We start from the raw sequence: 23,451 nt of genomic DNA, 5'->3' as shown, positions 1-23,451 counted from the left end.
AACGTTACATTAAAAAAATTGACCATCATGAGATTTTTCAAAGCCATCACTATCCTTACTATTTTACTGTGCATATCTGCTACGGTTGCACAAGACAAATCTGAAATTGAACATACAATCGATTCCAAAGTTTTTGGCAAAAAACGCAGCGTTAAAGTCTTTTTACCAAACAGATATAACAGAGATTCTATTTCCAATTATGCTGTAACTTATGTTTTAGACGCGCAACATCAAATATTTTGGGATGCCGCCAAAGGCAATATTGGCTATATGGTAGACAATTATTCGGTAATACCTATGATTGTTGTGGGAGTTGTTTCCGATAATCGTGGTTCAGAGTTTGATCCAAGTGCTACCAAACTGCAAGAACATCTAAAGAACGAAATATTTCCGCTCATAGAAAAAAACTACAGAACAGATGGTTTTAAAACCATTCTTGGACATTCGTGGGGCGGCGCATTTGTAGGAAATACAATTTTTAGTGATAAGCGTGATATGTTTGATGCGTATATTGGAATTAGTCCTTCGTTTGGCAATAAAGATAATGTCATTGTAAAGCATGCCGATTCGCTATTAAAAAATAATACCAAATTTGGAAAATACCTATATTTCAGTCATGGTGATGTGGGAAGAAGAGAAATTGAATTTGCGAGTTACGTAAATAGTATTGATTCGCTGCTAAAGAAATACCCAAACAAAACTATTGCTTGGCAACCAAGACCAATTGAACGTGTTGGACATTGGCAAATTGTTGGGCCTTCTATTTGTGATGGCTTAATCAGTATGAGCAGAAACTATTTTGCTGATCAAAAGGTATTTGAAGATTTTGCCAGTAATGGCGATTTAAAAACACAACTAGATCAATTTAATAAAAATCAAAAAGAAGTATTTGGCTATATTCATGAAGCAAGTGTTGGCTATTTAAATTTTGTTGGAAACGATTTTAAGAGCCAAGATAAATATGATATTGCCATTCAAATATACCAGATGGCATTGGTTAAAAAACCAAATGATGTAAGACTAAACTTGAGTGTCTCCGATTTATATGATAAAATGGATAAAAAAGATTTAGCAAAAGAATCTTTTCTAAAGTCCAAAAAACTCTTAGAGGCGCAAAAATCTGATTTTAGTGAAAATTATTATAAAAATACTTCCGAATGGATCGATGAGATGCTAGCGAGTTATAAGTAATGTGTTGTTTCAAAGTATTCTTGACTGCGTTCGAATTGACATTTTGAAAACGCTATATGTGAAATTTTAAATTGCTTCGCTGTTAGAAACTTCCTTACTTCAAACCATCACTCGTCACTTTGAGTGATTTTTCGGAATAACATGAAGAAAAATTGTACTTCGACAAACTCAGTATAAATATCGAAAAGTACTTTGAATACCCTTGACTACAAATTCGCCCTCACAAGCTCTTGTCTGTAAATAGAAGGAGAGACTTTATACCAACTTTTAAAGGCATTTACAAAAGCACTTGGATTGGAATAACCAAGCATATAACTAATTTCTTTAATACTATTTGTTGATGCTAAATATTCTAACGCCATGCTTTGCTTGAGTTCATTTAACAATTGACTATACGTTGTCTTTTCATTTTTGAGTTTGCGCTGCAATGCGCGTTCTGATATGTGTAAATGATTTGCTACAGTATTTAATTTCGGAAAATCAGGATCTAATAATTTGTATATAATCTCTCTCACAACATCAGCTATTTTTTCTGGTTTTTTTGTTTGCGATGATAAACGTTTACAAACTAATTTCTCTAAATGCACAAACAATTCATAATCAGCATACACAATCTTTTCATTTAAAATTTCAGGAGCAAACTCTATAAAAGTTTGTTCCTTTTTTGAAACTATTTCGCAATGAAAAATCCGTTCATATAATGAAACATTATCAATTTCAAATTCGAATGACACATCTGTAGGATGATATTTTTTTAAGGTCAAAAAGTAAATTTCTTTGTATACAAAAGTCATCGAACTTATGATTAATTGTTTACACGCAATTGGATATTCTTCTTTAACATCAGTTTCAATATCAAAGTATAATTTGAAGCTTGTATTCGTTTTTTCTAATCGTAATGCAATCACATTACTAATCAAATTAAATCCAAACAATGCCTGCTCAATACCATCTCCAATAGTCTTACTCGTTTGTATCAGTTGACCAACAATACCAAGTGCCGCAATATTAGATTGTTCTCCAAAGTAAAGTCCTAAATTTTGATTCTCCGTTTTTTGAACTAGCAACCGCATTAAAAAAGCAAACTGCTCAAACGATACATAATCCTTGTCATTCGTATTGACTTCATTTTCAACAAACCTTGCGGTGTCTATTTTTAATTGTGTTGCATAACTTAGATAGCTAATAAATATTGTTTTTGCTATTAATTTTTCATTCATACTCTAAAAGTATACAAAATGTTTTAGGAATAAAACAGTTGTCGCACTATCGCAATTGATTGTCGTGAAACATCATAAAATTCATCAATTCCAATTGTTTCTTTGTACAAAAGATAAAGTAAATGGACAACTTAAAGTTTTGGTTATACTGTAACGCTGCCTTTTCTATGACAAGCGGATTGTGCTTGCTATTTGCAAATCAATTTTTACAAACATTTTTAGGGTTTCAGAATGCAGAAATTCTACCAAGTATCGGAATCAACTTAATCATATTTGCTAGTTGTATTCTATTCATTATTCAATATTATCTAAAACAGAAGAACCTCATCTCCCTAATTATATTTCTAGATGTTATGTGGGTTATTGGTAGTTGTATCTTAATTATTTTTCAACTGTTTGCGCTAACTACAAAAGGATATTGGCTGATTGGAGTAATTAGTTTAATTGTTGGTTGGTTTGCAAAGCAGCAATATAAATACAGATTGTAACTATAAAGTATTGGCTATAATTTTCATTGTACGTTTTGTTTAAACGACTTCATTAATAGTGAGAAAACATTAATGAGTTTATAAAGTGGTAATGGTATACTAAAAAACAACAATGAGTTATAGCCATTTATAGTATTCTTTAATTATTTATGCATTCATCTTCAAAACCTCAGCATAGGCTTTCTCTTGCGAATGAATGGCGTGTTCATCTTGTGGAACATACGCGTTTTTCTGTTTTGCATCAATAATTCTGCCTTTTACAGTATCATCCAATTGCCATTGTACATACGTTCGCAATTGTTGGTGCATATCTGCGTCTAAAATTGGTGTGATGACTTCAATACGATGGTCTAAATTTCGCGTCATCCAATCAGCAGAACCGATGTACATTTTTTCGTTGCCACCATTGGCAAAAATATACACACGAGCGTGTTCTAAAAACTGTCCCAACACACTTTTAATGCTAATGTTTTCACTTTGCCCTTCAATTCCTGGCACCAAACAACAAATTCCTCTAACTAGCAATTCTATTTGTACGCCTGCATTGCTTGCTTCATACAAAGCATCTATCATTTTAGGATCTTGAAGACTGTTGAGTTTTAATATAATATATGCCTCTTTTCCGTCTTTTATATTTTTAATTTCTTGATCGATCAATTCTAAAAAAGTACTTCGCGAGGTAAACGGAGAAATCAATAGTTTTTTACTTTTCGGAATGATGATTTTTCGTTCCAATACTTGAAAAACTTGCGCCAATTCTGAAGTTATCTTTTCACGCTTGGTCATCAAGCAGAAATCTGTGTATAGTGTGGCCGTTTTTTCATTGAAATTTCCTGTTCCGATATATCCATATTGCACTGGAATTTCGTTTTCAACACGTTCAATATATAGCACTTTTGAATGTACTTTGATCCCTGGATAACTATAAATTACCTTTGCTCCTTTTTCTTCCAGAATCTTTCCCCATTTGATGTTGTTTTGCTCATCAAATCGTGCTTTAGCTTCCATAAAAACAGTCACTTCTTTGCCATTTTTACTTGCTTCAATCAATGCATTTGTTACGCGCGATTCTTTGGCAACTCGGTACAAAGTAATTTTGATTTTGGTAACGTTTTCATCTGCGGCAGCTTCTTCCAACAATTCAGACACATGATCAAAAGATTCATACGGGAAATATAACAATCTGTCTTTGTCTGAAATTGCAGAAAACATACTCTTATATGCACTTAACTCCTTATTTCGAATTGGCGACACACTAGGCAATGAAAGTTTTGTTTCTGTAGGATTCGGGAAACCGAAAAAGTCTTTAAAATTATGATACGTTCCACCCAAAACGACATCTGTATCATTTACATTCAGTTCATCTTTTAACTCATCTAGCAAATCTTCGGAAGCATGTCGATCTACCAACATACGCGTCACTTGTCCTGTGTTTCTATTCCCTAAAGAATTTTTTATTTTTTCTAATAAATTGCCAGAATATTCATTATCGATATACAATTCGGCATCACGAGAAACTTTCACGGAATGGAATGTATTTTTTGGGTACACTTCTGTGAGATGGTACTTTAAGATATCATCCACAAAAGTGATATAATGTGTGTTATTTTCCGCTGGAAATACTACAAATCGTCCTGAAATCGTGGGAACTTTAAAAACAACCAATTGCTCATTATGAACAGAAGCCAAATACAATTTTTCATTCTCAATAAAAAATTCTGTTTCGGCTGAATCATTCGTATTCAACGTCAATTCTCCAGCTATATTTTCTTTGTAATATGCTTTCGCGAATTGTTGCTGTGTTTTAGAAAACTGTGTATAATTAATCAACTCGATTCCTTCTTTTTTCAATTCAGGAATAATCTGTTCTCTAAAGATGTTTCCGAATTCTTCTTGTTGCAGATTGACTTCTTTTTTGATCTTTTTCAACAACTTATTCGGCTTTGTAATCAGCTTTTTTCGCAAGCCTTTGTCTAAGGTTTTAATTTGACGAATGGCAGAAACGCGCACTTTAAAAAATTCATCCAAATTAGAAGAAAATATTGCCAAAAACTTAATGCGTTCGTACAACGGATTTCGCATATCGGCAGCTTCTTGCAACACTCGGTGATTAAAGCGCAACCATGATACATCTCTGTTGTAATATTCTGTAGAAGTTAATGACATTTGTGAGTTTGTTTTAAATCAAAAAAATAATTTGCCCTGACGAAAGTAGGTATTCTTTGGTCATTAGACGTATTTTTTTAATGAGCTTAACAATATGATGATAAAGAGTTTAATTCAACTCACAAGTCATTGAGCTGATGATTTATTTACTTTTCCGTTACCAATATCAATTTATCTGAGGCAAACATTGCGGCAGGAGAAATTACTTTTTCATTCATTGGAATATTGTTTCCATAACGTTCTTTCATTTTAGATTGTACAATTGTATGGCTTAAATCAAAGTCTGAAAGCTGTTCCAATTGTCCAATTTCTATGTTTGCTGCCTCTTTATATATTTTCCATACCAATTCGGAACAGTAAATTTTATCATCGGACCATTCAAAGTAAATATCATACGATTTTCCTTTAAATTTTTCGCCAGCCTGTTTCATTTTAGAAAGCACGGAACTTGTTAGAATTTGGTCTGCGTTTGCCAATCTTTTAATTACATAATGCCCGTTTTCGCCACGCTGAATCCATTTTTGCAAAGGCGTCAATGTTACAGGTTGAATTGCTTCATATACAAAATACTGTCCATTATTTTCATAAATAATTCCCATATGACTATATTTTGAATTTGTTGCTAACTGAATGGCTTTACTCTGATTTGAGGTTGAAGTTTGAAAGATAATATCACCGTTTTGAATTGTACGATTGCGTGTAAATTGTTCTATTTGCTGCGCATCTTTTTGTACTCCATTTGCAAATTGATACATCTCAGTTCCCCAATACACTAGGAAACCTAAAATTCCAACAATGATGAGTGTAAGAAGTGTTTTTTTCATTCGTTTTTATAAACCTAAGATGTAGTTAAAGCTACAATAATCTTATGCTGAGTCAAAACCATTCAAAGAGTTTATCATCCTTTTAACAATTGCGTTCGCTTCTGCTCTTTTGAATATTACGAAGAAATAATATTCAAACATGATATAAATCATATATTGCCTGCAACACGATTCCTAATTTTGACCTATAAGAAATTAGGTATGTGCAATTTAGTAAACAAGTACAATGTAGCTGGTCCGCGCTACACAAGTTATCCGACAGTTCCGTATTGGAATATGGAAACGTTTTCCGTTAATGCATGGAAAGCAACTGTTCAAAAATCATTCAAAGAAAGCAATACTACAGAAGGTATCAGTCTGTATATCCATTTACCGTTTTGCGAAAGTTTGTGCACATTTTGCGGTTGTAATAAACGAATTACCAAACGCCATGAAGTTGAAAGGCCATATATAAAGGCGTTATTGAAAGAATGGGCGTTGTATTGCGAACTATTTGAATCGAAACCAACAATTAAAGAAATTCACTTAGGCGGCGGAACACCTACATTTTTTTCACCTGAAAATTTACAAGAATTAATTCAAGGATTGCTACGTCATTCACGTGCAGCAGATACACATGAGTTTAGCTTTGAAGGGCATCCAAATAATACGACTGAAACACATTTACAAACTTTATACGATCTCGGATTTAGACGTGTATGCTTTGGTGTACAAGATTACAACGAAACGGTTCAAAAAGCCATTCACAGAGTACAACCTTTTGAAAATGTAAAACGTGTAACAGAACTCGCACGAAAAATTGGCTATACATCTGTTGGACATGATATTATTTTCGGATTGCCATTTCAAACCACAGAACATGTGCAAAAAACCATTGAAAAGACAAAATTGTTGTCGCCCGATCGTATTGCATTTTATAGTTATGCGCACGTTCCATGGATGAAAGGAAACGGACAACGTGGTTTTCGCGATGAAGATTTGCCAACCGCAACCGAAAAAACAGCACAGTATAATTTAGGCAAAAAGTTATTACACGAAGCTGATTATACCGATATAGGAATGGATCATTTTGCCTTGTCAACCGATTCTTTATATACATCCATGATTGAAAAGCGTTTGCACAGAAACTTTATGGGCTATACAGCTCAAAAAACGCAATTGATGATTGGCTTAGGAGTTTCTTCTATTGGAGATAGTTGGTACGGATTTGCACAAAATGTGAAGAATATTGAAACTTATTATCATTTGATAAATGAAGGTATGATTCCGCTAAGTAAAGGACATATTTTAAGTGCGGAAGATTTACTGATTCGCAAGCATATTTTAAACTTAATGTGTCACTTTAAAACGTCTTGGACACCAGAAACGACACAGATTCCTGAATTGGCAAATATTACTGAAAAGCTAGCAGAGTTTGAACGTGATGCGCTTATTCAGACAGAAAATAATACGATTAGTATTACTAAAAAAGGAAAACCGTATGTGCGCAATATTTGCATGGCATTCGATGTGTTATTGCAACGCAAAAAGCCAGATACACAATTGTTTTCTATGACTGTTTAACATTAAACTTCCATTTATTATGATACATAAAATTATTGTCCCTATAGATTTTTCAAAGCATTCTGAATACGCTTTAGAAGCTGCAGCTGCTTTGGCTCAAAAACACAATGCTGAAATTTTAGCTTTGCATATGTTAGAATTGTCGAATGCTATTATTTCAGAAAATGACAACACAAAACAGGCAGAAGCTGTGTTCTTTTTGAAATTGGCTGAACAAAAGTTTACCGAGTTTTTAGATAAACCTTATTTACAACATGTAAAAGTAACGCCCATTGTAAAGCATTTTAAGGTGTTTAAAGAAGTAAATGATGTGGCACAAGAGCACAATGCCGATTTGATTGTGATGGGTTCACACGGTACAAGCGGATTAAAAGAATTGTTTGTAGGATCTAACACAGAAAAAGTAGTGCGTCATGCAGATACTCCTGTGTTGGTTGTAAAACACAATCCTATTTTAATGGACTTTGATAAAGTGGTGCTTGCGTGCGATTTTTCTAAAGAATCCATTAAACCATACATCAACGCTTCGCATTTGTTTAAAACGTTTGGCGCAAAATTACACTTGGTATATGTAAACTTACCAGGTACAGGTTTTAAGAGTTCTACCGAGATTGAATTGAAAGTAATTGACTTTTTAAAAACTGCCGATGGAAACTTAGATAATTTACAAAACGTACATTATGTAAACGATTATTCTATTGAGCAAGGTATTTTAAATTTTGCAAGTACTAAAGGAGCCGATTTAATTGCGGTGGCAACACACGGTCGTAAAGGTTTGGCACATTTCTTTGAAGGAAGTATTTCGGAAGACATTGCCAATCATTCCGCATTGCCCGTGATGACATTTAAAATTTAATATTATTAGTTGTTAGTTAACTATTGTTGTATTGAACTCATCTTTACTTTTTCTATTTCCTAAAAAATGATGAAAATTCGCCCATATTTTAGCTGTTTTCTTAGACGTAGCGATGCTATGTCTTTTAAAAATAGCTTCATCTGAACAAATTTTAATTCATTTTCGGTTAAAAACAAAAAGTCAAGACGAGTTCATAGTGAAAAGCAGGAAATTTTGGGGATTTCCTGCTTTTTTTGGTTAAAAAGATTAGTTTTAATATTTAAGAATTAAAACTCGCATGGAATACACAATTAAAGCAATAAATACAATTGCTAAAACAAATAAAATCATACATTTAAAAACAGAAAATGATTTTATTTACGTACTAAGTAGCAACAAAAAGATACTTTCCTTAGAAATCTATAATCTATCAGACTTTAGTCTTCACAATACTATACTCCTAAAAGTTAAAGGTAAGAAGTACAAAAAAGTATATGATTTTCAATATTTCCCTAAAACTAATCAATATTGTATTTGTTTCGAATATGTAGTCGCACTCTTTGATGAAAAAGGAAAATTGATAAAAAAGCTTAAAATTGAAGACGGCGTTTTAAGTTCAAAATATTTCAGTTCAACAGAAATTTTTTTAGAATTATATGAGTTTTCAGGAAACAGATTACTTGGGATTTGGGAGCTCACTACAAATAAATTGAAAGAATACGAACTAGAATCTTACTACCATTACAATAGAAACTTCAAAATAGATGCTTCTAATACTATTTTGTATGGAACAGCAAATGCATATTGGTCTGGTATTCATTTGCATGTATTAAATTTTGAAAAAGAGAAGCTTTCTTATCTATATGAAAAAGGCTTACGTTGTAGTAGAAGTGAAATTGAAGCTTACGCGATTTCGATTAATAGTATTGGTGATGAGTATGTTTTTATTTCTGAAAATGATAATGGAAAAATTCCGCTTTTGTGTTATTATTCAGTCTATAAACAAAACAAGCCAAAAGGGGAGTTCAAGCTCTATGAGCATAGTAATATTTTAAGCAACTATAAGACAACCTCTTTTCTATTTGATCATTTGCTTGTAATTGTGAGTGAGGATAAGTTTGCATTTTTGAATCCTGAGAATTCTTCAGAAAAAAAGAAAAACCTATATGAATTGTTTGATAGATCTAAAAACTCTAGTATTTCCATTGATAATATTAATGGACGAATAGTTTACATACAAGACAAGAATGTAATGCTCTGTTCCGTATTAAATATGTATCCTAAGTTAAGTAAGAAACGAAAAATGAAAATGAATAATTTTCTAAATGATATACAAAATGCTAAGTTTGAGGTAAAAGAAGTAGGTAGTGATATATGAAATACTTTAAGTAAAATATATATTCTTGGAGTTTCAGATATTTCAAGGATGCACTACCAACAAAGGTCTTTTTAAAGTCTTACTAATCGCAGTTGTTGAAGAATGCTTAAACAATCGCTCAAAGACCGATTCTTTCTGAACAATTAAACCAATAGTATCTATTTCATGCATTTGCACATAACAAGATTTAGCATAGTCTAAGGGTACGTTTTCAATAACATGATAGGTGTAGTTCATGTCCTTGCATGCTTTCATTAAGAACGATTCGTCATATCGATTTCCTGTAAAACCTTTTTCATACACTCGCAATACATGTACATGCATGTTTTGATCTTTGACTACACTTAAGATTTTCGAAAAAGCATCACTCTGAATATCATCTTTCGCATCTAAAGGTACTAACATGGTTTTAGGTTGCTCAAAAACAACGTCTTCAGGCACGACCAACGTATTGCAATTGATTCTTCTAATAATACTTAGCGTATGACTTCCAAAGAGAATTTCTGCAGCATTAGATACACCATTAAAACCAGCCACTAAGAGATCAATATTTTTTTCTTCTATGACTTTGTGTGTTGCATCAATAAAGCTATTGTAATCTAAAATGGTTTCAAATGTATGTTGTTCAAAAGCTGTTTGCTCCAATTCAATTTTAAGTTTTTCCAAACGTTCTTTTTCAGCTTTTAAAATGCTGTCATACACATTAGCAGTAGCAGAAGTCATTAAATCATCTAGTGTGAAACTTCCTGATTTGTGTACATGCATCACATAAAAATGACAGGTTTTGTCCTTTAGAAATTGAATTGCATAGTGTATCGCGTTTCGCGAACATGTTGAGAAATCGGTGAGTATTAATATGTTTTTCATGTCAGTATATTTTAACGGAGTTCAATATAACTTTGATTTTTATAATTCTGATCTTCAATTTTTAACAAAAAATGTCAAATCGAGCGCAGTCGAGATTCAATGAAGAACTATATAATTCTATGACTTCTCGACTGCGCTCGAAGTGACAAATCTTATCTATTAAAACTAAGTTGTTAGTGTCAGTTTTTTAGATTAGGATATTAAAATTGGTCTAATAGGTAATTTATTAAATCTGTTGTGGTTAAAATTCCAACGAGTTTTCCATCATCTACCACTGGTAAGGCATGAAATTCTTTTTGAGCCAATATTTCTGCCGCTTCTTTAATAGTCGTTTGCGAACGCACGCTTACTAAGTTTTTTGCCATTACTTGCTCAATCGTAAACATATTGTACACAATAGTTTCTACGTTTTCTTCTTCTTCAAAAGTTGCATCGGCAAAACTAATACGGAGTAAATCGGTATAGCTTAACATTCCAATAATAGCATCGCCACTTACCACAGGAATATGACGAATATTGTTTGCCTTAAATAAACGTTCGGCAACATCTAAGTTGTCTGTATGATTTAAGGTAATAACATTTGCTGTCATAATCGTCGAAACTGGAGTTCTTTTTTTCATCTTGTTTATATTTTTAGTTTGATTCGATGAAATCCGATGCAAATTATGATGGTAGGTTACACACAATTTACATATGTGGATTTCATCTTTTTTAGGTTTTAAATTCTATACTAAAAGTACCCAAGAATTGAGTAAAAAACTATGATATATATCATACAGAAGAAGTATCCTGAGCAAATTCAGGAAAATTTTGAATAACGAAAAATCTATATTGTTTTTAAAAAGAAAAGCCCTTAAAAAAGGGCTTTTTATATGCTGATATGATCCTTATTTAAAGGATTTTCGAAATACTATTTTATAATTTTTTGTCTGCTTTTTTTGCAATTTTCTTTAGCCTTTTATCCAAGTGTTTCATCAATCTATCCAAAGCACTTTCACACATTGGAAGTATTTTTTTAGGACTCATTGCAGGAATTCCTCCAACCATCACCGCCGTTTTTTTAGATTTCGCAGATTCATTAATAGCAAATACTTTTTTACCGTCTTTATTATATAATGCCATTCTGCAATATGCTTTCATTTTTATAGAAGCAGTTCCTCCAATTCCAAAACCTTTTACCAAACTAAAATGGATTTCAACAAACAGCACTCCATCTGCATTTTCTTTAAATATGTTTGCCATTCCTTCCTCGTTCTTTTTCCCTAAAAAACCTTCATAAATATATTTATATCCATCATACACAATATATCTTGTTAGTTCTTCTTCAGACTTATCCCATTTCGGTTGAAATTTTATATAGGCTGCATTTGTCAAAACCTCTTCTTCTGGAAGCAATTCGAATGGAAACTTTTTTGAATATTCGTTGAAAAATTCTTTATGAAACTTCTCTAATATTGGAGTCAAATTAAAATCAGGATTGTCTCTTAAGTTGGCAATGCTAGTAATGAGTTCTTCATTTCCTATACCTAAGTCTGTAAAATCAATTGTTTTATCTGTGTAAAATGACACTACCGCAACTTTCTTTTTTTGTGAAAAAGAAAGCGAGGTGAAAAGAATTAATAATAATAGAGTTACGTTTTTTTTCATGGTGTTGATTTTTAATTATTCTTAAAACTATAATAATTACGAACTAACATCAAAAAGGTTGCCAATACGTTTAATACGCTCTTTATTTCCCAAAAAAAATTAGATGTGTTTAATGACAATTCATTGTATTTGTCACCATACCAGCATTTGGTTTTGGAGAAATGTATGGAATTCCTAAACCTAATCCGCGAAGAATAAACAACAAACCAATTATTACTACAAAAACTGGAATTGCTCTTTGAATGCGTTGTTTAATGGATGTAGTAAGGAATTTTCCAATGTAAATAGCAGTTGTCATTAACGGAATTGTTCCTAAACCAAAGAAAATCATGTACACACTTCCTTCAAGCATGCTTCCTGTTGCTACGGCTCCGAAAACTGCCATATAGACCAATCCGCAAGGTAAAAACCCATTTAAAAATCCGATCGTAAAAAAGGTATCAAGCGTTTTCTTTTTAAACTGTTTTCCTAAACTCGATTTGACTTTAGAAATGATTCTAAAAACAGGTTTTGAAAAGTTGTATTTGCTAAAGGTTTTATACGGAATCAAAATTACTACAATCATCAAAACACCAATGGCGATAGATAAACGTTGCTGCATTCCGAAGATATAAATGCTTTTTCCTAGCAAACCAAAAATGAATCCGATGGTTGCATACGAAAGCAATCGCCCAATATGATATAGTAAAATTTGCGCTACTTTTTTATAGCTATTTGTACGATCTACAGGCAACATAAAAGCAATAGGTCCGCACATGCCTACGCAGTGAAAACTTCCTAATAATCCTAGTATGAAACCTGCAAAAACCATCTAATATGTTATTTCTTCTTTAAATAAATAGTCTGTATTGTTATAGCTCCAATCGATTTTTATGTTCCAACGACCACCCAACAAACGATTGTCAGGTATGAGCAATGTGTGATTAGATAACGAAATAGGAATTTCGAAATCAAATTGTTTGTTTGATGGTCGATATAGGAACACTTTTCCTTTTATATTACTGAATATGAGATTTTTTGGAAACTGAATTTCAACACCCGAAGCTGTTAATTTTGAGCTTATATTTTCTGTTAGTTTTAGTGCATTTCGTTGTTTATCAATATCCGATTGATACTTTAATTCTTCATCATAATAGGAATCGGTCACTAAATCATGATCGTACTTTGATTGCACATTCATATTCACAATGAAATACATAATAAAGCTTATAAACCCTACAAACGCCAATACAATTCCTGTTCCCCAATTTATTTTCATATCGTTTTATTTTATCTATTTTTTATGGCATTTCCTCCATGAAAAATGGAGGTCAGGCTTTCGGCAGTCGCTCTCTTCGAGGAGCTTCAACAATGCCTCAATCCTTAATGCAGTTTCCGTTTCAAAGCTGTTCTCGATACAACGAATCAGAGATTCGCCACTCGAATTGACGTTACTTGTTTTCCAACCTAACACCCAAAACCAAAGACCCAAAATCTATTACTGAGATTCCCATTTACACAAGAACTTAGTTATAACTCGAAGGTCCTGAAAAATTCACCGTTGTGGTTTCTATCAATTTATCTTTACTATATACTTCAATCGTTAAATTTCTTTTCCCGTTGTCAATTTGATGTTCAGGTATTTCTATAAACATCGTTCCTTCCGCAATTCCTTGTTTTGGTATTACAAATTCGTTGCTTGTAGATACTAATTTTACAGTCCCAGGTATTTTTCTAATTTTGAATTGTACATGCTGAATGTCTTCCGTTGTTTTATTAATGACTTTGTATGTAAACACATTACTAATCATATCATTTGCTTTTCGCTCATATAACTGTCCGCGCAAGCGTAAAATATTGGCTTCAACGTCATTTCGCAATACTAACATTCCTGCTAGTACACCAATTAAAATGACCAATACAGCTGTATATCCTTTTAATCGTGGTGTAAACTTGAACTTTTGTTTCTTTTCTATTCCAACTTCACTATCATACCGAATCAATCCTTTTGGTAAGTTTACCTTTTCCATAATGGTATCGCATTCGTCAATACATGCGGTACAGTTTACACATTCGAGCTGTGTTCCGTTTCTAATGTCAATTCCCGTAGGACATACATTTACACACTGAAAACAATCAATACAATCACCAAAACCCAATTCGTATCTGTCTTCATTTTTACGAAATTTTTTACGTCCTTTTTCACCTTCTCCACGTTTATGATCGTACGCTACTACAATCGATTTTTCATCGAGTAACACACCTTGCAATCTTCCGTAAGGACAAGCAATAACGCATACTTGCTCACGAAACCAAGCAAAAACAAAGTAGAATACAGCAGTAAATATTAAGAGCGGAAATAACGTGCCTAAATGCTTAAAAGGACCATCTAAAATATCTTGAATAAGTTCATCACCACCAATTAAATAGGCTAAAAATGCGTTTGCAATTGCAAAAGAAATCACCAAGAAAATAAACCATTTTAGGAGCCTTTTCTTAATTTTTTCAGCATTCCATTTTTGCTTGTCTAAGCGAATTTGTTTTCCTCTGTCTCCTTCAATCCAATATTCAATTCGACGAAAAACCATTTCTAAAAAAATGGTTTGCGGACATATCCAACCACAGAATATACGGCCAAAGGCAACTGTAAATAGCGTAATAAAAATGACCCCAATAATCATGGAAATTACAACCATGTGAAAGTCTTGTGGCCAAAACGGAAATCCGAAAATATTGAAACGGCGTTCCAACACATTGAATAGTAAAAACTGGTTTCCGTTTATTTTTATAAAAGGAGCAGCAAATAAAAAGAGAAGCAGGATATAACTAACAATCTTACGCCACTCATAATACTTGCCGCTTGGCTTTTTTGGATACACCCAAGCACGCTTTCCTTCTTCATTTATAGTTCCGATGGAATCTCTGAATCGTTCGTTTTCTGGCGTTTCCACAATGTGTTTTTTTAGCTAATTAGTTGACTTCTTCTGTTACTACTTTTATAGAATCAGAAACTTTTTCAATTTCAGTTTCAGTTTCTTGTACAGGATCTACCCAAATTTCTCCTTCTGGAGCTTTTGCACCTTCTGCAGGAGTTGTTCCTTGAAATGTGAGTACATAACTTGCTACTTGCTGAATTTGCGAAGCTTTGAGTCCTTTTCGTGTCCACGATTCCATTCCTTGTCCTGGGCGTCCACCTTGAGAAATGGTTTTGAATACATTTTTTATTCCTCCTCCTAAAATCCAGTTTTTGTCTGTTAGGTTTGGACCAATTCCTCCACCACCATCAATTCTGTGACAAGAGATACAGTTTTTGTTGAAAATTTGCTTTCCTGTGCTTATATCTGATGCTTCTGTAAGTAAGGTCACAGCTTCAAAATCTATGACATCTTTAGCAGTTGCGTTGTATCTTTCTTTTTCAAGTTCTGCTAATTCATTTTCTTGTTGATATTCCATGTATTGATTGTCGCCATCAAACACATGGTATTTAAACATGTATATAACTGCGAATATCATAGAAGCATAAAATCCGTACAACCACCATGGCGGTAAGTTATTATCTAACTCTTTGATGCCGTCATAATTATGATCGAGTATAATTTCGGTTTCTTCCTCAACAGGTTTTGAGTCTACCATTTTATTGTAGATCCTTTTGAGTTTTGTAAATCGTGGTTTTTCGTTTTTAGCTGTTAAATAGCGTTCTTTGGCTTCTTCATCCAAACTATTGAATAATGTGTTTTCAACAGCTGCGACAATTCCTTCAATGGCAATTAGGATGAGTAATACTAATACTAAAAATAGCATGATCATCGGTTTTTCCAGAAATGCCGGTTTATCGCCAGATTCAACAAAGTATTCGATTCCTATCATTATTAGGAAAAAAATGACGAGTACACGTACCCAAGATGGAATTATATTTCTCATGACGTTTGGTTATTTTTTGGATTGTCTAATGGTATATTACTCACCTTTGTGATATATTCTTTTTTGGCAGTAAAAACCCACCAAAATAGCACCACAAAAAAGGTAAAGAAGATGACTAAGGAAATCAGCGGATAAATCTCAATCCCCGTAATGGTTTCCAAATGATTTTTTACATATTTCAACATGATGTTTACTTTTTAGTTGCTGTTACTTCTTTTGAATCTTTTACTTCTATATCTGTTCCTAAACGTTGCAAATAGGCAATTAAGGCTACAATTTCACGGTCTTTTATTTCAATGAATTCTCTTCCTTCATCAGCTGCTATTTGTCTCCCTTTTTCAAAAGATTTCAACAAATCGGGATCTTTTTTCAGGTTTTCAACAATTCCAAGCGCTTGTTCATCCATGTATTGTAAAGCCTCTTCTATCTCTTTATCCGTATATGGAACACCAAGAGTAACCATCGCTTTCATTTTATCTTGTGTAGACGATTTGTCAAGCTCATCTCTAATCAACCAAGGATATGCTGGCATAATTGATTTTTCTTCTATTTTCCTCGGATCGTACATGTGTTTGTAATGCCATGCATCTAGCCTTCTCAACTTGTCAGTTCCTTCACGTTGTAAGTCAGGTCCTGTACGTTTACTTCCCCAAAGGAATGGATGATCGTATACAAATTCACCTGCTTTTGAGTATTCGCCATAACGCTCTACTTCACTTCTAAACGGACGAATCATTTGCGAATGACAACCCACACAACCTTCACGAATGTAAATGTCTCTACCTTCTAACTCTAAAGGTGTATACGGTTTGACTTCCGTTATGGTTGGAATATTAGAATCAATCATGATGGTTGGTACTATTTGTACAATTCCTCCAATTAAGATGGCAATTGTAGCATAAATGGTCAATTTGATTGGTTTACGTTCTAACCAAGTGTGCCATCCTTCACCTTTTGTACGTCTTTTAGAAACGCGTTGCAATGCTGGCGCTTCAGCCAATTCATCCGTTACTTTGTTTCTCGATTTAACAATTGTAAGCACAATGTTATACGCTAAGAAGAACATACCTAAGATGAATAGCGATCCTCCGATAGCACGCATCCAATACATTGGAATAATTTCGGTAACCGTTTCTAGGAAGTTTCCGTATAGTAAATCACCTTTTTCATCAAACTGTTTCCACATGAATGCTTGTGTAAATCCAGCTACGTACATTGGCAATGCATAGATGATGATTCCTAAAGTTCCTATCCAGAAATGCGCATTTGCTAATGCTTTTGAGTATAGTTTTGTTTTGAATAATCTTGGCACCAACCAATAGATCATACCAAAGGTTAAGAAACCGTTCCAAGCCAATGCACCAACGTGTACGTGGGCAATAATCCAGTCAGAAAAATGGGCAATTGCATTTACATTTTTTAAGGATAGCAATGGACCTTCAAAGGTTGCCATACCGTATCCAGTAATGGCTACCACCATGAATTTTAATACAGGATCGGTTCGCACTTTATCCCAAGCTCCTCGCAAGGTTAGTAAACCGTTTATCATTCCTCCCCAAGAAGGCATTAATAACATTACAGAGAAGGCAACTCCTAAATTTTGTGCCCATTCTGGCAATGCTGTATATAGTAAATGGTGTGGTCCTGCCCAGATGTAGATAAAGATTAACGACCAAAAGTGAACAATAGAAAGTCTATATGAATACACTGGTCTGTTTGCTGCTTTAGGTACAAAGTAGTACATTAATCCTAAGAATGGTGTCGTCAAAAAGAAGGCTACCGCATTGTGTCCATACCACCATTGTACTAAGGCATCTTGTACACCTGCATATACAGAATAACTTTTTAAAGCACTTACTGGCAATTCTAAACTGTTGAAAATATGTAATACCGCAACCGTTACAAATGTTGCCAAGTAGAACCAAACTGCAACATACAAGTGACGTTGTCTTCTTCGTAAAATTGTCCAAATCATGTTGACACCAAAAGCAACCCAAATGATAGCGATTGCAATATCAAATGGCCATTCGAGTTCGGCATATTCTTTTGATGTTGTATATCCTAAAGGTAAGGTGATGGCAGCTCCTACAATGATTAATTGCCATCCCCAAAAGTTTACTTTACTTAAGAAATCGCTTGCCATTCTGGCTTTTAATAATCGTTGTAGTGAGTAGTAAACACCCGCAAAAATGGCATTTCCGACAAAGGCAAAAATTACTGCATTTGTGTGTAATGGACGTAAACGACCAAAACTTAGCCATGAAACACCTTCAAACCAAGTTGGAAACATGAATAAGAATGCCAATAACAATCCTATTAACATTCCCACAATTCCCCAAACTATGGTTGCATAGATGAAGTTTTTAACGATTTTATTATCGTAATAAAACTGTTGGATTTCCATAATAATACCTATTTATTTTTGTAGTTAGTTCTATTTTTTGCCTCGATAATCGAGATTTAAATGCTCCAACGCTTGCGTCGAAATATTTTTAATTGTTTCCTTTGAATGCTTCGTGGGATTGCCCCGAAGTCTTTGACTCTTTTTTTACCAATTCATCTTCAAATAGCATGCGCACCGATGGCGTATAACTATCGTCAAATTGTCCGTTTCTTACTGCCATGATAAAGGCAATAAAGAAGAGTACTGCTACTACAATACTAATGGTTAGTAAAACATATATAACACTCATACCTATTGAAGTTATGGTTCAAAATTACTGCGATGCGATTTCCTAAAAAATGACTTTTATCATGTTTTGGATTTATTTTCCACTTCGACTCCGCTCAGTGTTCATTTATTGTTTCAAAGCTGTTCTCGATACTTCGTTTTCAACTGAACTTGAACTGACGTTTTCTGCAAGCTATTTCAATTTTCTTCCTAAGATTGATGTGCAAAGCGTTGTAAATAGTACAATACTAATGGAACTCAACGGCATTAAAATCGCTGCAATAACAGGCGCTAATTGTCCTGTAATGGCAAAGTATAAACCGATACTATTGTAGATAAACGATAGTACGAAACTCCATTTAATGATTTTAATCGCTGTTTTAGAAGCATTTATATACTGATCTAATTGATCAAATTTTGAAGCATCCAAAATGGCATCACAAGCTGGAGAAAATACATTCACATTTTCCGACAAGGCGATTCCAACATCACTTTGTGCTAAGGCTCCTGCATCATTTAAACCATCGCCAACCATTAATACTTTTGCACCTTCTTTTTGATGATAGTCTATGTATTCTAATTTATCATTTGGTTTTTGATTGAAGATCAATTTTGTTTTTGCAGGCAATAGCTTTTTTAAGTTTTCGCGTTCGCCTTCATTATCTCCCGAGAGAATGGCTAAATCGAAGTTTTTCTTTAAGTTGTTGAATAGTTTCGATATGCCTTTTCTGTAACTGTTATAGAATGTATATTTTCCTTTGTACGCATTGTTTGTACTGATGTGAACTGTCGTATTTAATATGGTTGAATCGTCTTGAAAACCCACAAATTTCGCTGCACCAACTTTTATATTGTTGTCGTGATAACTCGCAGTCATTCCTTTACCAATATGTTCTTCAAAATGATCGAGTGTGACAATATTTTGTTCGTCTAAAATGTCATATAAGGTTCTGCTTAGCGGATGGTTTGAACCGCGCAAGGTACTTTTTAGCAACGTAGATTCGTCTGTAGTTAATTGCTCACCTTCGTAGTTTGCTGTACTTTTTTTGTTGGATGTAATCGTTCCAGTTTTATCAAAAATAATTGTATTTATAGATGAAAGTTGCTCTAAAACACTCGCGTTTTTCACATAAAACTTAAGCTTTCCTAAGATTCGCAATAGGTTTCCAAACGTAAATGGAGCCGCTAGTGCAATTGCACACGGACACGCAATAATTAATACTGCCGTAAAGACATTCATTGCTTTGGAAGCATCTACAATCAACCAAAAAGAAGTAGCTAAAACCGCAATAGATAATACCGTAATAGTAAAGTGTTTACTGATCGTATTTGTTAAGGTTGTAAAACTTTCTTCTTTGTTTTTTTCGAAAACATCATTGCTCCACAATTGTGTGAGATAACTTTGTTCAACCGATTTGATTGCTTCTATTTCAATGATTCCTGATGTTTGTTTTCCACCAGCAAAAACTTTGTCTCCAGATTGTTTTTGAACCGTTTCCGATTCGCCCGTAACAAAACTGTAATCTATGGAAGCATTTCCATTGATTAGGATACCATCTACAGGAATGAGTTCTTCATTTCGAATGAGCAAACGATCACCCTTTTTGATATCATACACTTGAGTTGGTGTTTCTTTCCCTTTTAAAATTTTAGTAACAGCAATTGGAAAGTATGACTTGTAATCGCGTTCAAAAGATAAAAATGTGTAGGTTTTTTGCTGGAAAAATTTCCCGAGTAGTAGAAAAAAGACCAATCCCGTGAGGCTATCAAAGAATCCTGTTCCTAAATCAAATATAATTTCAACAGAACTTCTCACAAACAAGACTAAAATTCCCAAAGCAATGGGCACATCAATGTTTAAGAGTTTTTCACGCAAGCCTTTGTATGCTGAGATGAAATAATCTTGCGCTGCATAGAATACCACAGGAAGTGAGAACGCAAACATTAACCAACGAAAGAGCGTTTTGTATTGTTCTATCCAAAATCCGTTGACTTGAAAGTATTCAGGAAACGACAGAAACATGACATTCCCAAAAGCGAATCCTGCAATTCCGAGTTTGTAAATGAGCGTACGATTGATTTTGTTTTTTCCCGTACTGTAATCTTCTAAGCTGATGTACGGTTCGTATCCTATTTTACTGAGCAGCAATACCACTTCTTTTAATGAAAAAGTGGTAGCATTGTAGGTAATTCGGACTGTTTTCTTACCAAAATTAACTTGCGAAGCGGTGATTTCTGCGCTGAGTTTGTGTAAGTTTTCTAAAATCCAAATACAAGAACTACAGTGAATATGCGGAATATATAAAGTTACTATTTGCATAGCATCATCGTTAAATTCCAATAATTTATCTATGATATTTTGCTGTGATAGAAAGTCGTATTTCCCTGCTATTTCTTTTGGAATAGCTCCAGGCGAAGTTTCCATATCGTAATAACACGCTAAGTCATTTTCTGAAAACAGTTCGTATACCGTTTTACATCCAAAACAACAAAAAGATTTTTCTTCGAGTTGAATGATTGTTGACGCACACTCATCACCACAATGAAAACATGTAGTCTTGTTCATATTATTGCTCATTTATACCTGTAACAAAGGTTACAAATGAATTGCTTTTAAAATATGATATTTGTCATAGTTTCCGTATTTTTATAAGTGCTAAATTTTCCGCTATGAGCAATTGTGAACAGTGCATTGTTAGACAGTTTAATTCGTTAAAATCATTAACCAAAGAAGAGTTGATTCGCATTTCTGGTTGCAAAACTTCCAAAACCATTAAAAAGGGACAATTAATTTTTGATGAAGGCGAAAATGTAAATGGTGTGTATTGCATTAAAGAAGGTGTTTGTAAGTTGACCAAATTAAGTGCTAATGGAAAGGATCAGATTGTGAAATTGGTTGTGAAAGGTGATTTGATGGGACAACGCTCATTGGTAAGTGAAGAAGTTACAAATTTGAGTGCTACGGCTTTGAGTGAAATGCAGGTTTGTTTTATTCCGAAACATGAAATTATGACCGATTTGCATGAAAATTCCAATTTTACAATGGACGTATTACAACACATGGCCAAAGATTTGCGAGAAGCTGATAATGTGATTGTGAATATGGCACAGAAATCGGTACGACAGCGTTTGGCTGAAGCGCTGATTTATATTTACAATACTTTTGGTACTTCAAATGAAGGCATGCTTCAGGTAATTCTTTCGCGCGAAGATTATGCAAATATTGTTGGTACTGCTACTGAATCTGCTATTCGGATTTTATCTCAGTTTAAAAAAGAAGGTTTTATTTCAACCAAAGGTAAGCAGATTAAAGTTGAAGATTTGACTGCTTTGAAACGTGTTTCGTAGCTTCGACCTTGCTCAGTTACCTTTCTTGGCGTTACTCAATCAACCATCTATGTTTCGACAAGCTCAATTCCTTTTATGATGAGCTTAATTATCTTTTTTAGCACATTTAATTTCTTTTCTTGATTTTGCCTTAACGCGATGACTTTCTCATATTTCGATCTTTTCGTTAACTTTAGTCCATCGAAAATCATAACCAACCACCATGGACGCAACTCATAAACAAAAACTTAAGGAAACGATTATCATTATTATAATCATTGTGATTTTAACTGCTGTTGGAATTTTCTTTTTAAGAAAACACGCCAATCAACAAGGAAAAGAATTGATGAGTAAAATGGATGCGGTAAGCATTATACATGCTGAAAAAGGCATTCAAAATTGTAGTAGTACTAGTGAAACGGAAGCCGAAAGATTGGTAATTTTAAACGATTCGTTACAACAATATAAAGAACAACATGAGATTATTTTTTTAAAGTTGTATACCTATCATTTTACATCGACGACTTTGTTTTTATTTTTCTCTATTCTTGCTGCTTTGACAGTTTTTGTGATTACGCAAGAAGGTTGGAAAGGAACTTCGCAGACGGTTAAAGTACTGTTTCTGATATTTACGTCGTTGTCTTCTTTTTTCGGATTGTCGGCAAGTACATTTGATCAAGAAAAAAGCATTCACCGAAATGGGCAAGCGTATATTAATTATGACAATTTACAAAAGAAACTTGTTAATTATTGCGCTACAGGTCTTGATATTACTGGTGATTCTATAAGCTTTAATAAACTGCATACGGAAGTCGTGAGAAAGGCATCAGAGTTACATGATTTTTATTTAGAGTTTGACGATCAGAATTTAGACGCAAATAAGATCTTCAACTTTAAGAAAGAGAAAGAAGAGTAGATTCAGAAGTTTAAATCGTCATTTCAACAATTAGCTAACCATTTAAAAGACGAAGTTATTTACTATTGTGTAGCGGAAGTCGAAAAGCTTTTAGAGTAGACACAATCAAACTCAATTCACAATGAAAATATCTTCCTTTGAAGCTTTCAAGCAAGCAGGAAATGTAATTCCTCAACACGTATTGCATACAATTTCTGGAGGAACTGAAACTTCTTCATCAACTAGTACCGAAGAACCAGCAGATCCAATTCCACCAGCAACAACGCATACAGATCCACCACCTCCGCCGCCACCAAAAGAAACGACTATTTATAGAATAGACGGAGATTTCGTGTATACATGATATAAAAAAGCGGTTGATTTCTATAAATCAACCGCTTTACAAATCCATATAGGTAGATTTCCAACATTAAAATTTCATTTACTAATGCTTCTGTAACAATTTCAATCGTTTTGTC

General features: G+C 33.7%; 22 protein-coding genes. 8 read left to right on the top strand and 14 right to left on the bottom strand.

The annotated features are described in order from the left end of the window. Positions 1–27: 27 nt before the first annotated feature. A complete protein-coding gene (locus tag ACRBBL_RS24610) occupies positions 28–1,191 on the top strand; it encodes an alpha/beta hydrolase-fold protein (protein WP_431371754.1) in 1,164 nt (387 codons plus the stop codon). A gap of 206 nt (positions 1,192–1,397) precedes the next feature. On the opposite strand, the gene ACRBBL_RS24605 is transcribed toward ACRBBL_RS24610, so the two are convergent. Further along, positions 1,398–2,411 (bottom strand): AraC family transcriptional regulator ligand-binding domain-containing protein, encoded by a 1,014-nt coding sequence (locus tag ACRBBL_RS24605; protein ID WP_431371753.1) that lies wholly within the window; start codon positions 2,409–2,411, stop codon positions 1,398–1,400. Positions 2,412–2,533: 122 nt separating this feature from the next. On the opposite strand from ACRBBL_RS24605, the gene ACRBBL_RS24600 reads away from it, so the two are divergent. Next, entirely contained in the window at positions 2,534–2,899 is a 366-nt protein-coding gene (locus tag ACRBBL_RS24600; protein ID WP_431371752.1) for a hypothetical protein, read from the top strand. A 147-nt stretch (positions 2,900–3,046) separates the two neighbouring features. On the opposite strand, the gene ppk1 is transcribed toward ACRBBL_RS24600, so the two are convergent. Further along, positions 3,047–5,065 (bottom strand): polyphosphate kinase 1, encoded by a 2,019-nt coding sequence (ppk1, locus tag ACRBBL_RS24595; RefSeq protein ID WP_431371751.1) that lies wholly within the window; start codon positions 5,063–5,065, stop codon positions 3,047–3,049. 146 nt (positions 5,066–5,211) lie between these two features. Continuing rightward, on the bottom strand, positions 5,212–5,889 hold the full coding sequence (locus ACRBBL_RS24590) for a YiiX family permuted papain-like enzyme (RefSeq protein ID WP_431371750.1): 678 nt from the start codon (positions 5,887–5,889) through the stop codon (positions 5,212–5,214). Positions 5,890–6,090: 201 nt separating this feature from the next. Here ACRBBL_RS24590 and hemN point away from each other — a divergent pair, with 201 nt between their 5' ends. From hemN to ACRBBL_RS24575, 3 genes are all read left to right on the top strand, one after another. Continuing rightward, a complete protein-coding gene (gene hemN / locus ACRBBL_RS24585) occupies positions 6,091–7,452 on the top strand; it encodes an oxygen-independent coproporphyrinogen III oxidase (RefSeq protein ID WP_431371768.1) in 1,362 nt (453 codons plus the stop codon). A gap of 22 nt (positions 7,453–7,474) precedes the next feature. Further along, positions 7,475–8,308: a universal stress protein gene (locus tag ACRBBL_RS24580; RefSeq protein ID WP_431371767.1), complete on the top strand. Its 834-nt coding sequence runs from the start codon at positions 7,475–7,477 to the stop codon at positions 8,306–8,308. 277 nt (positions 8,309–8,585) lie between these two features. Further along, on the top strand, positions 8,586–9,665 hold the full coding sequence (locus ACRBBL_RS24575) for a hypothetical protein (protein WP_431371749.1): 1,080 nt from the start codon (positions 8,586–8,588) through the stop codon (positions 9,663–9,665). A gap of 42 nt (positions 9,666–9,707) precedes the next feature. Here the strand turns inward: ACRBBL_RS24575 and ACRBBL_RS24570 are convergent, their stop codons facing one another. The 11 genes from ACRBBL_RS24570 to ACRBBL_RS24520 all read right to left on the bottom strand — a co-directional run bounded on the left by ACRBBL_RS24570 (position 9,708) and on the right by ACRBBL_RS24520 (position 21,316). Then, the gene (locus ACRBBL_RS24570; protein WP_431371748.1) at positions 9,708–10,532 is read right to left on the bottom strand and encodes a universal stress protein; all 825 of its coding nucleotides are present in this window, start codon (positions 10,530–10,532) and stop codon (positions 9,708–9,710) included. A 200-nt stretch (positions 10,533–10,732) separates the two neighbouring features. After that, positions 10,733–11,152: a CBS domain-containing protein gene (locus tag ACRBBL_RS24565; protein WP_431371747.1), complete on the bottom strand. Its 420-nt coding sequence runs from the start codon at positions 11,150–11,152 to the stop codon at positions 10,733–10,735. Positions 11,153–11,447: 295 nt separating this feature from the next. Further along, the gene (locus ACRBBL_RS24560; protein ID WP_431371746.1) at positions 11,448–12,179 is read right to left on the bottom strand and encodes a hypothetical protein; all 732 of its coding nucleotides are present in this window, start codon (positions 12,177–12,179) and stop codon (positions 11,448–11,450) included. Positions 12,180–12,288: 109 nt separating this feature from the next. Then, the gene (locus ACRBBL_RS24555; RefSeq protein WP_431371745.1) at positions 12,289–12,990 is read right to left on the bottom strand and encodes a sulfite exporter TauE/SafE family protein; all 702 of its coding nucleotides are present in this window, start codon (positions 12,988–12,990) and stop codon (positions 12,289–12,291) included. Next, complete coding sequence (locus tag ACRBBL_RS24550) at positions 12,991–13,437, bottom strand: FixH family protein (protein ID WP_431371744.1); 447 nt, start codon at positions 13,435–13,437, stop codon at positions 12,991–12,993. Positions 13,438–13,684: 247 nt separating this feature from the next. Continuing rightward, positions 13,685–15,109, bottom strand: a complete 1,425-nt coding sequence (ccoG, locus tag ACRBBL_RS24545; RefSeq protein WP_431371743.1) for a cytochrome c oxidase accessory protein CcoG — start codon at positions 15,107–15,109, stop codon at positions 13,685–13,687. A 19-nt stretch (positions 15,110–15,128) separates the two neighbouring features. Further along, complete coding sequence (locus tag ACRBBL_RS24540; protein WP_431371742.1) at positions 15,129–16,079, bottom strand: cbb3-type cytochrome c oxidase N-terminal domain-containing protein; 951 nt, start codon at positions 16,077–16,079, stop codon at positions 15,129–15,131. Next, positions 16,076–16,264 (bottom strand): CcoQ/FixQ family Cbb3-type cytochrome c oxidase assembly chaperone, encoded by a 189-nt coding sequence (locus ACRBBL_RS24535; protein ID WP_431371741.1) that lies wholly within the window; start codon positions 16,262–16,264, stop codon positions 16,076–16,078. Before ACRBBL_RS24535 ends, ACRBBL_RS24540 begins: the two co-directional genes overlap by 4 nt. Before the next feature lie 5 nt (positions 16,265–16,269). Continuing rightward, the gene (gene ccoN / locus ACRBBL_RS24530) at positions 16,270–18,483 is read right to left on the bottom strand and encodes a cytochrome-c oxidase, cbb3-type subunit I (protein WP_431371740.1); all 2,214 of its coding nucleotides are present in this window, start codon (positions 18,481–18,483) and stop codon (positions 16,270–16,272) included. A gap of 88 nt (positions 18,484–18,571) precedes the next feature. After that, complete coding sequence (gene ccoS / locus ACRBBL_RS24525) at positions 18,572–18,772, bottom strand: cbb3-type cytochrome oxidase assembly protein CcoS (RefSeq protein WP_431371739.1); 201 nt, start codon at positions 18,770–18,772, stop codon at positions 18,572–18,574. Between the two features lie 171 nt (positions 18,773–18,943). Continuing rightward, positions 18,944–21,316, bottom strand: coding sequence for a heavy metal translocating P-type ATPase (locus ACRBBL_RS24520; RefSeq protein ID WP_431371738.1), 2,373 nt, complete (start codon positions 21,314–21,316; stop codon positions 18,944–18,946). A gap of 104 nt (positions 21,317–21,420) precedes the next feature. Here ACRBBL_RS24520 and ACRBBL_RS24515 point away from each other — a divergent pair, with 104 nt between their 5' ends. From ACRBBL_RS24515 to ACRBBL_RS24505, 3 genes are all read left to right on the top strand, one after another. Continuing rightward, the gene (locus tag ACRBBL_RS24515; RefSeq protein WP_431371737.1) at positions 21,421–22,098 is read left to right on the top strand and encodes a Crp/Fnr family transcriptional regulator; all 678 of its coding nucleotides are present in this window, start codon (positions 21,421–21,423) and stop codon (positions 22,096–22,098) included. Positions 22,099–22,300: 202 nt separating this feature from the next. Beyond that, on the top strand, positions 22,301–22,993 hold the full coding sequence (locus ACRBBL_RS24510) for a hypothetical protein (protein WP_431371736.1): 693 nt from the start codon (positions 22,301–22,303) through the stop codon (positions 22,991–22,993). A 121-nt stretch (positions 22,994–23,114) separates the two neighbouring features. Further along, positions 23,115–23,336: a hypothetical protein gene (locus tag ACRBBL_RS24505; RefSeq protein WP_431371735.1), complete on the top strand. Its 222-nt coding sequence runs from the start codon at positions 23,115–23,117 to the stop codon at positions 23,334–23,336. Positions 23,337–23,451 lie beyond the last annotated feature (115 nt).

Source organism: Kordia sp. (assembly GCF_050633145.1).
Classification (GTDB): domain Bacteria; phylum Bacteroidota; class Bacteroidia; order Flavobacteriales; family Flavobacteriaceae; genus Kordia.
The sequence above is the reverse complement of the archived record's forward strand: the minus strand, read 5'-3'. Positions and strand labels throughout refer to the sequence as shown.